The sequence below is a fragment of the Streptomyces sp. C10-9-1 genome (assembly GCF_024497955.1).
Taxonomy (GTDB): domain Bacteria; phylum Actinomycetota; class Actinomycetes; order Streptomycetales; family Streptomycetaceae; genus Streptomyces; species Streptomyces sanyensis.
Genome location: NZ_JANHKP010000005.1, coordinates 356,992 through 371,876, shown reverse-complemented (window position 1 = coordinate 371,876; position 14,885 = coordinate 356,992). Strand labels below are relative to the sequence as shown.

Annotated in this window: 12 protein-coding genes and 1 pseudogene; 4 read left to right on the top strand and 9 right to left on the bottom strand. The window is 76.5% G+C overall.

From position 1 onward, the window contains the following. Window positions 1-378 (top strand): annotated as a pseudogene (locus NPS70_RS09765) (glucose-6-phosphate dehydrogenase); the annotation flags it as partial. Further along, entirely contained in the window at window positions 375-1,319 is a 945-nt protein-coding gene (gene opcA, locus NPS70_RS09760; RefSeq protein ID WP_256523698.1) for a glucose-6-phosphate dehydrogenase assembly protein OpcA, read from the top strand. The pseudogene NPS70_RS09765 and the gene opcA, both read left to right, overlap by 4 nt. A 33-nt stretch (window positions 1,320-1,352) precedes the next feature. Here opcA and NPS70_RS09755 read toward each other — a convergent pair whose 3' ends face one another. Further along, complete coding sequence (locus tag NPS70_RS09755) at window positions 1,353-1,763, bottom strand: hypothetical protein (protein ID WP_256523697.1); 411 nt, start codon at window positions 1,761-1,763, stop codon at window positions 1,353-1,355. Between the two features lie 532 nt (window positions 1,764-2,295). Continuing rightward, window positions 2,296-3,219, bottom strand: a complete 924-nt coding sequence (locus NPS70_RS09750; protein WP_256523696.1) for a MurR/RpiR family transcriptional regulator — start codon at window positions 3,217-3,219, stop codon at window positions 2,296-2,298. 164 nt (window positions 3,220-3,383) lie between these two features. Between NPS70_RS09750 and NPS70_RS09745 the strand changes: the two genes are divergently transcribed. Beyond that, window positions 3,384-5,927, top strand: coding sequence for a SpoIIE family protein phosphatase (locus NPS70_RS09745; protein ID WP_374211971.1), 2,544 nt, complete (start codon window positions 3,384-3,386; stop codon window positions 5,925-5,927). 31 nt (window positions 5,928-5,958) lie between these two features. Here the strand turns inward: NPS70_RS09745 and NPS70_RS09740 are convergent, their stop codons facing one another. The 5 genes from NPS70_RS09740 to NPS70_RS09720 all read right to left on the bottom strand — a co-directional run bounded on the left by NPS70_RS09740 (window position 5,959) and on the right by NPS70_RS09720 (window position 11,304). After that, window positions 5,959-8,067: a xanthine dehydrogenase family protein molybdopterin-binding subunit gene (locus tag NPS70_RS09740; RefSeq protein ID WP_256523694.1), complete on the bottom strand. Its 2,109-nt coding sequence runs from the start codon at window positions 8,065-8,067 to the stop codon at window positions 5,959-5,961. Next, a complete protein-coding gene (locus NPS70_RS09735; protein WP_256523693.1) occupies window positions 8,064-9,053 on the bottom strand; it encodes a xanthine dehydrogenase family protein subunit M in 990 nt (329 codons plus the stop codon). The genes NPS70_RS09740 and NPS70_RS09735 overlap by 4 nt, the downstream gene beginning before the upstream one ends. Continuing rightward, complete coding sequence (locus NPS70_RS09730) at window positions 9,050-9,625, bottom strand: 2Fe-2S iron-sulfur cluster-binding protein (RefSeq protein ID WP_256523692.1); 576 nt, start codon at window positions 9,623-9,625, stop codon at window positions 9,050-9,052. The genes NPS70_RS09735 and NPS70_RS09730 overlap by 4 nt, the downstream gene beginning before the upstream one ends. Window positions 9,626-9,643: 18 nt before the next feature. Continuing rightward, a complete protein-coding gene (locus NPS70_RS09725) occupies window positions 9,644-10,033 on the bottom strand; it encodes a DUF6479 family protein (RefSeq protein WP_256523691.1) in 390 nt (129 codons plus the stop codon). Between the two features lie 80 nt (window positions 10,034-10,113). Continuing rightward, window positions 10,114-11,304 (bottom strand): DUF6777 domain-containing protein, encoded by a 1,191-nt coding sequence (locus tag NPS70_RS09720; protein ID WP_256523690.1) that lies wholly within the window; start codon window positions 11,302-11,304, stop codon window positions 10,114-10,116. A gap of 156 nt (window positions 11,305-11,460) precedes the next feature. Between NPS70_RS09720 and NPS70_RS09715 the strand changes: the two genes are divergently transcribed. Continuing rightward, on the top strand, window positions 11,461-12,741 hold the full coding sequence (locus NPS70_RS09715; protein WP_374211970.1) for a streptophobe family protein: 1,281 nt from the start codon (window positions 11,461-11,463) through the stop codon (window positions 12,739-12,741). 57 nt (window positions 12,742-12,798) lie between these two features. On the opposite strand, the gene NPS70_RS09710 is transcribed toward NPS70_RS09715, so the two are convergent. Together NPS70_RS09710 and NPS70_RS09705 are read right to left on the bottom strand one after the other, a co-directional pair. Next, window positions 12,799-13,770, bottom strand: a complete 972-nt coding sequence (locus tag NPS70_RS09710) for a serine/threonine-protein kinase (RefSeq protein WP_256523689.1) — start codon at window positions 13,768-13,770, stop codon at window positions 12,799-12,801. Next, on the bottom strand, window positions 13,770-14,879 hold the full coding sequence (locus NPS70_RS09705; RefSeq protein WP_256523688.1) for a hypothetical protein: 1,110 nt from the start codon (window positions 14,877-14,879) through the stop codon (window positions 13,770-13,772). Before NPS70_RS09705 ends, NPS70_RS09710 begins: the two co-directional genes overlap by 1 nt. Window positions 14,880-14,885: the final 6 nt, after the last annotated feature.

Below are 14,885 nucleotides of genomic sequence, written 5' to 3'. Positions count from 1 at the left end.
TCGGCCACGGCCGAGCTCGGGGAGAACGCCCTGGTCGTCCGCGTCCAGCCGGACGAGGGCGTCACGCTGCGCTTCGGCTCGAAGGTGCCGGGCACCTCCATGGAACTCCGCGATGTCACCATGGACTTCGCGTACGGCGAGTCCTTCACCGAGTCCAGCCCGGAGGCCTACGAACGGCTCATCCTGGACGTCCTGCTCGGCGACTCCAACCTCTTCCCGCGCACCGGGGAGGTCGAGCAGTCCTGGAGGATCCTCGACCCCGTCGAGGAGTTCTGGGCCCGGCACGGGCGCCCCGCGCAGTACGCTGCCGGTACCTGGGGCCCGGCGGAAGCCGACGAGATGCTCGCACGCGACGGACGGAGCTGGCGCAGGCCATGAAGATCGACCTCACGGACACCACGGCCGGAAAGATCAACAAAGCGCTGGTGCGGGGGCGCCGCGCGATCGGCACCCCGGCCGTCGGCATGGTCCTCACCCTCGTCATCGTCACCGACGAGGAGAACGCCTACGACGCCATCAAGGCCGCGGGCGACGCCTCCCGCGAGCACCCCTCGCGCACCCTGGTGGTCATCAAGCGCGTCTCCCGCTCGCCCCGCGACCGGCACGAGGCACGGCTCGACGCGGAGGTCCGCCTCGGCGGCGACGCCGGCGCGGGGGAGACCGTCCTGCTGCGGCTGCGCGGCGAACTCGTCGACCGGGCGGACTCCGTGGTCCTGCCCCTGCTGCTGCCGGACGCCCCCGTGGTGGTCTGGTGGCCGGTCAACGCCCCCGCGGTCCCGGCGAAGGACGCCCTCGGCGCCCTCGCCCAGCGGCGCATCACCGACGCCTACGCGGTGGAGGACCCGCTGCGCGAACTCGCGGCCCGCGCCGAGGGGTACGAGCCGGGGGACACCGACCTCGCCTGGACCCGCCTCACGCCCTGGCGCTCGATGCTGGCGGCGGCCCTCGACCAGGCCCGCGTCCGGGTGCTGTCGGCCGTCGTGGAGAGCGAGGCCGAGAACCCCAGCGCCGAACTCCTCGCCCGCTGGTTCGCCGCCCGTCTGCGGGTGCCCGTCGAGCAGGTCGTCACGGCAGGGCCCGTGGTGACCGCGGTGCGGCTGCGCACCGGCGAAGGGGAGATCCACATCGACCGCCCCGAGGGCCCGGTGGCCCGGCTGGCCATCCCCGGTCAGCCCGACCGCGTCCTGGCACTGAAGGTGCGCACCACCGCCGAACTGATCGCGGAGGAGCTGCGCCGGCTCGATCCGGACGAGGCCTACCAGGCCGCGCTGCACGCCGAGGTGGTGGCGCCGCCGGCGGCGCCGGAGGGCGCCGCCTGACCCGGTCGCCCCGGGGGCGGTGGGGCTCCGCCGTCAGGAGGCCCGCTGCGCGGGCGCCCGCCGCCGCGGCACGCTCGGCCCCGCCTCCGCGAGGAGGGCCTCGGTGACCAGGCGGACGCTGCGCGCCAGACGCCCGAGCTGCTCCAGCTCGGCGGCGTACATGCGGATGGTGTTCTCGATGACCGCCTCGGCGACGCCCAGCGGGGGAAGCTCCGCCCGGCAGGTCTGCAGGGCCGCCCGCACGGCCCGGATCTCGTGCTCCAGCTGGATGCGGGCGTGGCGCGCGAGCAGCACGTGGTGGCGCGTCAGCGGGGAGTAGGCGGCGTACCTCGCCGGCAGCAGGTCCCGCAGCCACCGAGCGGCCGTGCGCTCCCAGTCGTGCGTGCCGGGCGACTTCACCTGGCAGGGCCAGTCGGGGCCCACGGCAGAGTGGATCGGGTGCATCGTCGTCGCTTCCGGTGGTGCGGGGTGCTCCGGTGAGGAGGCTTGTGGCGGTCCCGGCCCAGGGGTTGACCGGGACCGCCAAGGGACAATCCGTGGTACGACGGAGTTGCCCGGGTGGAACACCGGAGCCGGACGCGAGGAGGGAGCGCCGACACCGTGTGTTCTGGGGAGCGCGGCCCCTCCGCGCTGAGGGGCGGGAGGACCGGCTGCCAGGAGTAGTAAATATATATACCGTCGAGTAAGCAAGCGTATGAAAAATTTCATGCACGTCGAACGGTGGAAATGCCCCGGTAACCGGCGGGAAACACGGGAAGATCACTGCCGCGCGGAGCCCCGGGCCGCCGGTCCTCGCGGGCGTCACGGTCCGCCCCGCGGACTCCGGACGCGGCGCCGTCGCCCGGCCCTCGGTCCGCCGCGGCGGCAGACCCGATCCGTCCTCGCCGGCCGTCCTCCCGGAGCGGCCGGGACCCGGACCGGGGGCCGCCGCAGCGTGCGCGCACCGGTCCGCTCGGCGGGACGCGGGGGGCGGGAATCAGTCCGCGATGAAGAAGTCGTGCTGGTCGGCGACCTGCTCGTACCCTTCCAGACGCGACTGCGTCCGCTCCGGGTCCGCGTCCGCCATCGCCTGGAGCACGGCGGCCGACAGCACTCCGGGCGCCGAGTACGAGTCGAACACCAGCCGTGAGCCGGTCCCCGCCGACAACGCCACGTCCGCCTCCTCGACCAGCGGTCCCAGCGTCAGGTCGGTGATCAGCGCGACCCGCAGACCGGTGCTGCGAGCCGCCCGCAGGGCCGCCAGCGTCTCGTTGGCGTGCCGCGGCATCGCGTAGGCCAGCACCCAGCTGCCGCCCGCCTCCCGCGACTGCAGGAGCGCGTCGTAGGCGACGGACCCGCCGCGGGTCACCAGCCGCACGTCGGGGTGGATACGGCGCGCGGCGTAGGCGAAGTACTCGGCGAGCGACACCGAGATCCGCAGCCCCACCACCGTCAGCGGTACCGAGCGGGCGAGCTCCCTGCCCACGTCGAGGACCTTGTCGGTGTCCGCGAACACGCGGCGCAGGCTCTCCAGGTTCTCGATCTCCGCGTCGACGGCCGCCTGGAGCTCGTTGCGGCGGATCTGCTCCCGGGTCTCCTGGGCCCCGGCGACCGCGCTGAGCGCGATCGGCTGCAGGGCCTCCCGCAGGGCCGGGAATCCGCTGTAGCCGAGCGAGGTGGCGAACCGCGTCACCGACGGCTGGCTGACACCCACCCGTTCCGCCAGGTCCGTGATCGACAGGAACGCCGCCTCGGTCAGGTGGTCGATGATGTACGTGGCGATCCTGCGCTGCCCGGGGGACAGGCGCCGGCTGCCGAAGAGCGCCCTCACCCGGTCGGCCGGAGCCGGGTCGCCGAAGGGCTCCTGGCGGCCGCGCGTGATCGCGGCGGCCTGAGCGCGTGCCTGCTGCCCTGATGCCACCTGATGTCTCCTCGTCGTGCGGACCGTGCCCAAATCTAGCTCAAACACCCCCGTATCCGGAGCGGCCGCCCGGCCCCGGTGCCCGGCCCCCCGGCCCGCGCCACGGCGCCCGGGCCGAGATCACGAAGATGCGGAGCACCGGGACACGGGAGCATGCTGACAAGATGACCCGGTACGGCGCTGGCCGACGCCCGCACCCCGACGCCGAGCGGCCCGAAGCCGCGGCGCCGCCTGCGCACGGCCCGTTGCCGAACGGTCTGGGGATGGTCCTCGCCCAGGCGGAGGCCGAGGCCGTCGAGGCCGTGGGGGGGTTCGCCGGGGGTCTGTACATGCGCAGCCGCGAGCCGGAGCTGCTCCTGCTGGCCGTGATCGCCGGCCTGCCCTCCGACATGTTCCGCCACTGGTGGCGGATGCACGTCAACCGGCCCTTCCCCCACTCGGAGGCCTACCGCACCGGCCAGCCGGTCTACCTGGGCGACGCCGAGGAGGCCATGCGCCGCTACCCGCAGCTGATGGCCGGGCTGCCGTTCCCCTTCGGCTCGCTGTACGTGCCCGTCCGCCACGGCCGTGAGACCTTCGGGATCATCGGGGTGCTCCGCCCGGCCACACCCGGGCAGCCGGTCGACGAGCCCGACCGCCGCAGGCTCACGGCCGTCGCCGCCCGGCTGGGCGCCGCACTGGCCGCGATGCCCACCGAGGAGGGGCGCATCGAGTGGAACGGCGACCCGCTGGCGGTCACCCTCCCGTCGGTCTCCGCGCCGCCGGTCAGGTTCGGCTCCTTCGACTGGGACCTGGAGGCCGGAACCGTCTCCGGTGACGACGGCTGGTGCGCGATCCTCGGCACCCGCCGCGAGCGGCTCCCCGTCACCGTGGAGGAACTCGCCGCCCGTATCGAGCCCGAGGACGCCTACGGCCTGTGGTCCGTGGCGGGCCAGGCGGCCTCCTCCGACCGCCCCGTCACCCGGCGGCTGCGGCTCCAGGCGTCCGACGGCCGCCCGCACCTGGTGGAGATCTCCGGGCAGCGGGCCGGGTCGGAGGAAGGAGTGTCCCGGCCCCATCTGACGGGTTTCCTGGTCGACCTCGGGGCGGGGCCGGTGGTGGCCGAGTCCGCCGACCGCCTGCCCCACGGGGTGTGCTCGGTGGACCGCCTCGGCCGGGTCGGCTACGCCAACCGGAACGCCGAGGCGCTGCTCGGCAAGCCGCGCTCCGAACTCATCGGGAGGGTCCTGTGGGAGGCGGTCCCCTGGCTGGGGCAGGTCGCCTACGAGGACCACTACCGCTCGGCGCTCCTGTCCCCGGACCCGGTGCACTTCCTGGTCCCCCGGCAGGAGGGCTGGCTCTCGGTCTCCCTGTTCTCCGGTTACGACGGGCTGACCGTCACCCTCAGCCCCGGCGACCGGCCCGCCTACGCTCCCGGGTCCGTCGTGGCCCCCGGCACCGGGGTCGGATCGCCCGCCGACCGGGCCGTCGCGCTCTACCGCCCGGTGGCCCTGGCCATCGCCCTCACCGAGGCCGTGACCGCCCGCCAGGTGTCCGCCGTCGTCACCGAGGAACTGCTCCCCGCGTTCGGCGGCCGCCAGCTCGCCATCTACCTGCTCAGCGAACGCCATCTGCACCTGTCGTGGGAGACGGGCTTCCCCCGCGGCTTCCTCAACCGCTTCGACGGCGTCGGACTGGACGCCAAGCTTCCCGGGGTGGAGACCCTGACCACCGGCCGCCCGCTGTTCTTCGAGTCCATGCAGCACCTCGCCCGCGCCTACCCCGGCATCCCGATGGACGCCCACGTCGGGGCGCGGGCCTTCCTGCCGCTGATCGCCTCCGGGCGCCCCGTCGGCTCGTGCATCCTCGGCTTCGACCAGCCCCGCGGCTTCAGCCCGGAGGAGCGCACCGTGCTCACCGCCCTCGCCGGGCTCATCGCCCAGGCGCTGGAGCGCGCCCGGCGCTACGACTCCGAGGCCGCCCTGGCGCGCGGACTCCAGGACGGGCTCCTGCCGCACCGCCTCCCCGTCGTGGACCGGCTGGAGACCGCGGCCCGCTACCTGCCCGGCACCCAGGGCATGGACGTCGGCGGCGACTGGTACGACGTGGTCGAGACGGGCAGCGGCCTCGCCATCGCCATCGGGGACGTGCAGGGGCACGGCGTGTCGGCCGCCGCCACGATGGGGCAGCTGCGCAGCGGGGTCCGGGCCCTGGCGGTGAGCGGCCACAGCCCCGAGGAGGTGATGACCGGTACCAACCGGCTGCTGATCGACCTCGACCCCGGGCAGTTCGCCAGCTGCTGCTACGTCATGCTGGACCCGGAGACCGGGCGCGCCGAGGCCGTCCGCGCCGGTCACCTGCAACCGCTGCTGCGCAGCCCCGACGGGCGGACCGAGGTGCTCGACCTCCCGGGCGGGGTCGTGCTCGGCATCGACGCCGACGCCTCCTACCCGGTCGCCCCGCTCCACCTCGAACCCGGCGCCGTCCTCGCCCTGTTCACCGACGGGCTCGTCGAGCAGCCCGGCATCGACATCGACATCGGGATCGAGCGTCTGCGCCGCACCCTGGCGGAACAGGGCGGCGCGCCCCTCGCCGACACCGCCGACCACCTCATCAACGAGGCCCGCCAGCACGCCGACCGGCCCGACGACATCGCCCTGCTCCTCGCCTCCCGCTGGGTCCACCCACCGGGGGGCGAGGAGCGCGGGGCGGCCGCGGACGCCCCCTGAACCCGCCCCTGCCGGGGCGGTCGCCCGGGACTCAGCCGGGCGGGGTGCGGCGGAGCACCGCCAGGACCCTGTCCGGGGTGAACGGAGGCTCCCGCAGGCGTGCCCCGAGGGCGTGGTGGAGTGCGTTGCCGATCGCCGCCGGGGCTCCCGTGATCCCGATCTCGCCGATCCCCTTGGACCCCATCGGGTTCAGGTGCGGGTCCTCCTCCTCGATCCAGTGGGCCCGGACGTCCGGCACGTCGGCGCTGACCGGGACGTGGTAGGCGGCCAGGTCGCGCTCGGCGAAGTCCCCGAAGCGCACGTCGATGGAGCTGCGCTCGGTCAGCGCCATGCCCGCGCCCATGATCATCCCTCCGGTGAACTGGGCACGTGCGGTACGGGCGTTGAGGATCCGCCCTGCCGCGAACACCCCCAGCAGCCGGGCCAGCCGCACCTCGCCCGTGACCGTGTCGGCCCGCACCTCGGCGAACACGGCCCCGAAGGCGTGCCGGGCCCAGGGGACCTCCGCGTCCGCCTCCCCCCGGGTGTCGGCGTCCACGGCCATCCCCTCCGGCGGGACCCGCCCGCCCGCGCCCGCGAGGCGCTCCGCCAGTTCGGTGCAGGCCCGGTGCACCGCCCAGCCCCAGGACGCCGTCCCCGCGCTGCCACCCGCGAGGGAGGCGGCGGGCAGCGCGGTGCTGCCGACCTCGACGATCACCGCCTCCGGCGGCACCCCCAGCGCCTCGGCCGCGATCTGCGCCAGCACCGTGCGCGCCCCCGTCCCGATGTCGGTCGCGTTGACGGCGACCCGGAAACCGCCGTCCGGCTCGGCCCGGGCGCTCGCCCGGGAGGGGTTCACCAGCACCGGGTAGGTCGCCGAGGCCACACCCGTCCCGGTGAGCACGCCGCCCGCCCGCCGCACACCGGGCCGCGGGTCGCGCCCCTCCCAGCCGAAGCGCCGGGCCCCCTCGCGCAGGCAGGCGGCCAGCCCCCGGCTGCTGAAGGGCCGCCCGCTGTCGGGCTCGCGGTCGGTGTCGTTGCGCAACCGCAGCTCCACCGGGTCCACCCCGGTCGCCGACGCCAGCTCGTCCATCGCGGACTCCAGGGCGTACATGCCCGGCGCCTCCCCGGGCGCGCGCATCCACGACGGGGTCGGCACGTCCAGCGCCACGACCCGGTGCGCGGTGCGGCTGTGCGCGCAGCCGTACATGACGCGGGCCGGGACGGCGGCCTGCTCGACGAACTCCCGCACCCGCGAGGTCCGTGTGACCACCAGGTGCTCGACCGCGGTGAGCACCCCGTCGGGGCCCGCGCCGAGTCTGACCCGGTGCAGCGTCGGCGCCCGGTGCCCCACCACGGCCGCCAGGTCCCGCCGGGGCAGGGCCACCGTCACCGGGCGCCCGGTGTGCAGGGCCGCCATGGCCGCCAGCACGGCATGGGGCCGCGCCGTGCCCTTCGACCCGAAGCCGCCGCCCACGTGCTCGGCGACCACCGTCACCTGCCGCCGGTGCACGCCGAACATCCCGGCCAGCACCTCGCGCACCGCGTTGCCGCCCTGGGTGGAGTCGTGGAGGGTCAGCCCGCCGTCGCGCCACTCGGCGGTCGCGGCATGGGGCTCCATGGGGTGGTTGTGCAGGGCGCCCAGCCGGTACTCCGCCTCGACCAGCACCGGCGCCGCGGCGAGGGCCGCGTCGGGGTCCCCGCGCTCGCGCACCGCCGGGTGCCCGCCGTTGGCCTCCTCGGGCGTGTAGAGGCCCGGGTGGTCGGGCCGGAGCACCACGTCGTGCTCCTCGGCCTCGTAGACGACCTCCACGGCCGCCGCACCCGCCCGCGCGTCCTCCGGCGTCTCGGCGACCACCAGCGCCACGTACCAGCCGCGGTGCGGGACCCGGTCGTCCCGGAGCACCGCCAGCGTGGGGTCCTGCGGGGCGGCGAGGCGCGGCGCGTTCTCGTGGGTGAGGACGGCGACGACCCCCCGCACCGCCAGGGCCCGCGAGACGTCGACGGAGGCGATCCTGCCGCGGGCCACCGCCGCCGGGACGGGCCGTCCGTGGAGGCGGCCCTCGGGCCGGTACTCGGCCGCGTACCGCGCCCGGCCGGTGACCTTCTCCCGGGCCTCGCGGCGCTCCAGGTCGCCGGCTGCCCGCCCGGCCCCCGTCACGCCCCCTCCCCGGCCAGGGTGCCGAGCACCTGCACCGCGAGGTCCCCGGCGAGCCGCACCTTGAAGGCGTTGTCCCGCAGCGGCTCCGCGGCCTCCAGCTCGGCCTCGGCGGCCCGGGCGAAGGACGCGCCCGTCGCCGGGGCGCCCACCAGGCGCTCCTCGGCCGTCCAGGCCCGCCAGGGCCGGTGCGCCAGACCGCCGAAGGCGAGCGCCGCATGGACGATCCGGCCGTTCTCCACGGCCAGCCGGGCGGCGACCGAGACCAGGGCGAAGGCGCAGGAGGCGCGGTCGCGGACCTTGCGGTAGGCGCAGCGCGCCCCGGGGGGCACGGGTGGCAGCTCCACGCCGACGACCAGCTCGCCCGGGCGCAGCCGGGTGTCCAGCTCCGGCCGGTCGCCGGGCAGCCGGTGGAACTCGGACACCGGCAGCGCCCGCGTCCCCGAGACGCCCCGCAGGTGCACGCTCGCGTCGAGCGCGGTCAGCGCCACCGCCATGTCCGAGGGGTGGGTGGCCACGCAGTGGGGGGAGTGGCCGAGCACGGCGAGTTCCCGGTGGGAGCCCTCCACGGCGGGGCAGCCGCTGCCCGGCTCGCGCTTGTTGCAGGGCTTGGACACGTCCTGGAAGTAGCCGCAGCGGGTGCGCTGGAGCAGGTTGCCCCCGGTCGTCGCGGCGTTGCGCAGCTGTCCCGAGGCACCGGAGAGCAGCGACTGGGACAGGGCGGGGTAGCGCGAGCGCACCAGCGGGTGGGCGGCCAGGTCGCTGTTGCGGACCGTGGCGCCCACGAGCAGCCCTCCGCCCGCCGTCTCCTCGACCCGGTCCAGCGGCAGGCGGCGCACGTCGATCAGGACCGTGGGCCGCGCGACGCCGAGCTTCATCAGGTCCACCAGGTTGGTGCCCCCCGCGAGGTACCGGGCCCCGGGGTGCGCGGCATGGACGGCGAGCGCGTCGGCGACGCTGCGGGCGCGCACGTACCCGTGGGGCCTCACGGGGCCACGTCCCCGACGGCGGCCACGATCTGCGCGTACGCCCCGCAGCGGCACAGGTTCCCGCTCATGCGCTCCCGGATCTCCTCGGGTGTCAGCCGCACCGGGGGCGGCAGTCCGCCGCCGGTGCGCGCGGGTCCGGCCGGCGTGGCGAGGGAGGGGTGGCCCTCGGCGGCCTCGGACAGCACCCCGACGGCCGAGCAGACCTGACCGGGGGTGCAGTACCCGCACTGGAGGGCGTCCCGCGCCACGAAGGCGGCCTGTACGGGGTGGAGCCGGCCGCCCTCGGAGAGCCCCTCCGCGGTCAGCACCCGCGCACCGTCCCAGGCCACCGCCGGGAGCAGGCACGCGAGCATCCGCCGGCCGTCCACGAGCACCGTGCAGGCGCCGCACTGGCCGTGGTCGCAGCCCTTCTTCGGGCCGGTGACCGACAGCCGCTCCCGCAGCGCGTCCAGAAGGGTGGTGCGGTGGTCCACGGCGAGGGTGCGGGCCACCCCGTTCACGTGGAGGGTGACCACGGAGGCGGTCGCCCCGGCCGCGTCTGCCGGGTCGCCGGATCCGGCGGTGGGCTCCATGGCGCCTCCCGTCCCGCCTCAGGCGCCGGTGCCGCCGCGCGCGCCCCGGTCGTCGCCGGGTTCGCGGGGCGGGGCGGGCGGCTCCTCGGCCGCGGGGCGGCTGCCCATGTTGCCGTACCCGTGGAGCTCGTGCGGGGTCAGGCGGCCGGGGGCCACGTGGCCCTGGGTGCCGTCCACCTCGTCCGGCTCGAAGCGCGACTCCACATGGGACTGGTGCTCGGGCGGGGCGGGCAGCTCCTCGCGGGTGGGCGCGGTGTCCCTCCGGCGGCGTGCCCCGACCTGCCAGACGACGTACACGAGCAGGACGAGCAGCCCGACCACGATGAGGAGGAAGACGATGACGGCCGGTGCGCCGTCGGCGGCCAGGTCGGCGGCGGTGTGCTGGCGGGACGCGAGGAATGCGGTCATATGTACCGGTTACCCACTTCGATCGTGATTTCTGCCGTTGTGAACATGGTCGTCCCAACGGGGGATCCGCGCCCGGGCCCTCAGGCCGGGGAGGCCGGCTCCCGGGGGGCGTCGGGCGCCGGCGCGGACTGGTTCGGCGCCCCGGGCGACTCCTCCGCGGGCGGTTCCGGCGGCGGGGGTTCGGACGGCGGCTGCTCGGACGGGGGTTCCCCGGAAGGCGACTCCTCCGCCGGGGGCTCCGAGGAGGGCTCCTCGGTACCCGGCGACTCCGAGGCGGGCGGGGAGCTGCCGTCCGACGGGGAGGGCGAGACGCCCTCCTCGGGCGGCGCGGTCGGCTCGTCCGTCTCGCCGGTGTCACCCGCCGGGCGCGCGATCCACCCGTCCGTCTCGGCGTCGAACAGCACGAAGACGTTGACCACCGTCACGGACGGCTCCACGACCACCACCTGCGAGGCGCGGTAGCCCGGCCAGGCCGAGCCGACCGCCTTCGGGGCGCTGTCCTGGGCGACCGGCGGGGCCAGCGGGTTGCCGCAGGCGCAGCGCACCCGCGGTACGCCCCGGTCGTCCACCAGCACCGCGGTGCCGGACTGGAGCACGGCCTGGTAGGGCGTGGCCGCCCCGTCGCGGTAGCCGTGGTTGGTGACCCGGGTGTCCATCCTCAGCTGCACGGGGGTGAGCGAGCGCAGGTACTGCGGCACCGTGTCCGGCGCGATGCCCTGGGCGTCGGCGAACGCCCGGTTCTTGGCCGCGTCCCCGGTCAGCGCGGTGACCTGCTGCTCCACGTCGCAGCTGGCGACGTCCCGGGTGCCGCCGTACAGCCCCGGCGCCGAACCGCGCACCGCGCGCGTCGCGCCCGAGGCCGAGGGGCTCGCCCCGTCGGGGGAGACCGCCGGCTCGGGGGAGGCGTCCTGGGCGGTCGACTCGGTGAAGGGGTCCGGGCCGCTGGTGGAAGCGGCCTGGAGGAAGACCTCGCTCTCGCCGTCGCCGCCGCCGCCCGGCCGGGTCAGTACGACCGCCAGAACCACGGCGGCCACCACTACGCACGCCAGCACGGCGATCCGCGGAGCCGAACGCCACCACGGCCGCCCGGACCCCGGCCCGCCCGGTCCGCCACCCGCCCCGCCGGACGGGCCGCCGGGCCCTCCGGCGGACCCGGCCCCGGAGCCGCCGGAGGGCGGACCCGGCGGCGGTGCGCCGGGCTGGGAGGGCCCGGAGAGCGGACCCGAGGGCGGCCCCGTGGGACGGCCGGACGACGGAGTTTCGGAACTCATGGGCACTTCTTCCCAGAGCGGCGGGGCGGACGCGGTGCACGGTCCACCGGACTCCCCCTCCCGGCCATTGTGTGCTCCGGGTCCCGGGGCCCCGCAAGCCGACGCGCTCGCCGCGCTCGGGGCGCGCGCCGGGCCGAGCCTGGCTAGCGTGGCCGTGTGAGCCCGCACTCCCCGACGCCCCCCGCAGCGGGGGCGCCCCGCGCCCACGGCTGGCCCCAGGCCCTGCTCACCGTCCTCGCCGGCTTCCTCGCCATGGGCGCGACCGCCGCCCTCGGCCTGTGGGCGGCGGGGGCGGGGGACCTCCCCGAGGGGGCGTTCCCGAAGGTGCTCGCGGCCGTGGTGGTCCTCGCCGTCGGCGGCTCCGTGGAGATCACCGGGGACGCCGGGGCCCTCGCCGAGTCGGAGGCCGGGCTGACCGCGCTGCCCCTGTCGGTCACCCTGGTCGGAGCCCTGGTCGTGGGGGCGGCCTTCCTCCGGCCGCTGCGCCACCGCGCCGTGGCCGGCGCCCCCGAGCTGGCCGGCTGGGCCCTCCGGATCGCCGTGCTCTGGCTGCTGGGGCTGGCCGGCCTCGGGGCGCTGGCGCGGCACACCTTCTCCCTCTCCTTCGAGGACCCCACGGGCGGCCTGATCGGCGACCTCTTCGGGGTGGAGCCCCGGGTGGGCTTCGCCACCGAGGTCCCCCAGACCCTGGTCATCGGCCTGCTGTGGCTCGCGGGGGTGGCCGTCCTCGCGCTGATGGTCTCCCGCGGGGCCCCGCTCCCCGCACGGCTGCTGCGCTACCAGGAGGCCGTCCGCCCCACGGCCTACGCCATGGTGGCGCTGCTGCTGGCCGCCGTCGCCGTCGGCGTGGTCATCGGACTGGTCGTGGCCGCCACCCGCGGCCATCCGGCCGAGACCTTCGCCGTGCTCCTGCTGGGCCTGCCGAACCTGATGTGGCTGGCCCTGACCATCGGCCTCGGCGGGTCCTGGGAGGGCAGGGTGGAGGGCCCGTTCGGACTGCCGATGCCGCAGCTGCTGGACGAGGTGCTGCGCACGGGCGACCTCGCCACCCTGGACCTGGGGACGCTGACCGAACGCGACGGCCGTGCGTGGTGGCTGCTGGTGGGCGCCGCCGTCCTGGTGCTCGCGGCCGGCTTCCTGGCCGCGGTCCGCTCGCCCGCCCGCGTCCGCCCCTGGCAGCATGCCCTGCACCTGGCCGTCGCCCTCGCGGTCACGGTCCTGTGCGTCTCCCTGCTCGCCCGCGTCTCCGCCCACTACGGGCTCTCGCTCCTCGGCATCGGCGACCTCGGGGGCGATCTCGGGGGCGACGTGTCCCTCCGGCCCCGGCTGTGGTCCGGGGTGGCGCTCGGCGCAGGGTGGGGGCTCGTCGCGGGCTACGTCGGCGGTCTGCTCGCCACCCGGTTCCGCCACCACGGCGAGGTCCCGCCGCCGTCCTGACCAGGCCGCCGAGCACGCGGGGAGCCCGGCCCGGCACGCGCCGCGGGCGACTCCGGCTCATCCGGCGCGGCGGAACACCGGCCGGGCCCACCCGGGCGGTTCGGGCGGAGCCTGGGCACCGGCCCCCGCCACCTGTGTCGGGGTCCGGCGGGCGGGTGCGGCCGCCGTGCGCAGGGCCGCCACGAACTGGGCGCAGCTGGCGAAGCGGTCCTCCGGTGTCTTGGCCAGCGCCGTGCGGAACACCTCGTCCACGGCCTCCGGCAGGTCGGGCCGCTGGTCCGTCAGCGGAGGGGCCGGATCGTACTGGTGCGCCCAGAGCAGCGCCATGTCGTCCTCGCGGCGGAACGGCGGAGCGCCCGCCAGGGTCTCGAAGACCACGCAGCCGAGGCTGTAGACGTCGCAGCGCCCGTCGACCGGGCGGCCCGAGATCTGCTCGGGCGCCACGTAGTCCAGGGTGCCCACGAACTGGCCCACGGTGGTGAAGCCGGTCAGCGACAGCGACTTCTTCGTCAGGCCGAAGTCCGTGAGGTACACGTGCTCGGGGTGGTCGCTGTCGGTGCCCTCGGCCACCAGCACGTTGCCCGGCTTCACATCGCGGTGCACCAGCTCGTGGGCGTGGGCGGCGTCCAGCGCCGAGGCGATCTGAGAGGCGATCCGGCCCGCGGTGGGGAACGGCAGCGGCCCCTGCCGGTCCAGCAGCACCCGAAGGTCCTGGCCGGGTACGTAGCGCATCGCGATGTAGAGCAGCCCCTCCGTCTCGCCCGCCTCGAAGACCGGGACGATGTTCGGGTGGTCGATGGCCGCGGCCACCCTCGACTCGTGGCTGAAGCGCTGCCGGAAGAGGTCGTTGCGGGCGAGTTCGGGGGCGAGCAGCTTCAGCGCGACCGTGCGGTCCAGCCGCAGGTCCCGGGCACGGTAGACGACGGCCATACCGCCGCGGCCGATCTCCCGCTCGACGCGGTAGCCGGCGATCCGGCGGCCCACCAGCTCCGACGGCCGCCCCTGCGGCAGCTCCCCGCCGGGAGGCATCAGCCCTCACCGCCCGTCCTCGGGGAGGCGGCCCGCTCCGGGACCACCCGGGTCGCCTCGCGCTCCTCCTGCGCCCGAGCGCCCTCGGCCTGCCCGGTGTCCGGACCCGTGTCCGGGCCCGGAGGCGGGGAGTCCACCGGGGGGCCGGGCTCCCCGGGGGCCCCGGCCAGGCGGGTGGGCGGCGGGGCCTCGGGTGCGGGTCCGGCGAGGCGGGTGGCGTCCGGACGGGCCGCGTCGGCATCGGCACCGGTACCGGGCTCCGCCGGGGCGTCGGCGAGCCGGGTGGGCGGCGGGGCCGCGGGGGAGCCGTCCGCCGGGGCGGCCGGCCCGGCGGCCCCGCCCGCCCGCGCCTTCCCCGCGGAGTCGGCAGGGGGACCCTCGGGGGCCGGGGCCACCAGCCGTGTGGGCTCCGGCGGGGCGGGGGCCTCCCCCGGACTCGGGGCTTCGGGCTCCGCCCCGTGCGCGGGCCCGTCCCCGCCCCGGTCCGCGGCCTCCTCCCCGGCGTACGGCGGCAGGGAGTCGGGGTCGACGAGGCGGGTTCCGCCGGGTCCGCCGGGCGGAGTGCCGCCCCGTGCGGCGGGCCCGGGCGCGCCGGCCGCTCCCTCCTCGGGGACCCCCGCGAGGGACGGCGGCGACGAGGCCGCCAGGGTGGTCAGCCCGGCCCCGTCGCAGTGCACCCAGCGCTCGTGCTCGGCGTCGTACAGCCAGACCGACTCGCCGTCGACGACCATCCCCACGCGCAGGCCCCGGGTGCGGCGGCGGAAGCCCTCCCCGTCGGTGCGGCCGCCCGCCAGGTCCTCGGCCGCCCGCCGGTAGCGCCCGAGCGAGTCCTCGACCCGGGCCAGCAGGGGCCTGGGGTCGCCGATCGCGCCCATGGACCGCTCGGCCGCCGGCGGCTCCGCCGGTACCGTGACGAGCAGCCTTCCGTCCACCCAGGCCGACCAGCCGTTGGAGCACAGGATCCGCGACCAGTCGCCGCGCCGCTCCAGCAGCTGCACCGGGAGCAGCGGGTCGAGCGGGACGGTGGGCCGCGACACGTCGGGGCTCTCCCAGGCCGGCAGGCCGGACCCGGGGACCACATGGGTGGGGGCGAAGTCCCAGCTCGTCACGGGCGC

Bases quoted from the DNA above. Each gene is read 5' to 3' on its own strand.
- NPS70_RS09720 (WP_256523690.1), bottom strand. From the start codon at position 11,304: ATGAGTTCCGAAACTCCGTCGTCCGGCCGTCCCACGGGGCCGCCCTCG.
- opcA (WP_256523698.1), top strand. From the start codon at position 375: ATGAAGATCGACCTCACGGACACCACGGCCGGAAAGATCAACAAAGCG.
- NPS70_RS09710 (WP_256523689.1), bottom strand. From the start codon at position 13,770: ATGCCTCCCGGCGGGGAGCTGCCGCAGGGGCGGCCGTCGGAGCTGGTG.
- NPS70_RS09725 (WP_256523691.1), bottom strand. From the start codon at position 10,033: ATGACCGCATTCCTCGCGTCCCGCCAGCACACCGCCGCCGACCTGGCC.
- NPS70_RS09745 (WP_374211971.1), top strand. From the start codon at position 3,384: ATGACCCGGTACGGCGCTGGCCGACGCCCGCACCCCGACGCCGAGCGG.
- NPS70_RS09755 (WP_256523697.1), bottom strand. From the start codon at position 1,763: ATGCACCCGATCCACTCTGCCGTGGGCCCCGACTGGCCCTGCCAGGTG.
- NPS70_RS09730 (WP_256523692.1), bottom strand. From the start codon at position 9,625: ATGGAGCCCACCGCCGGATCCGGCGACCCGGCAGACGCGGCCGGGGCG.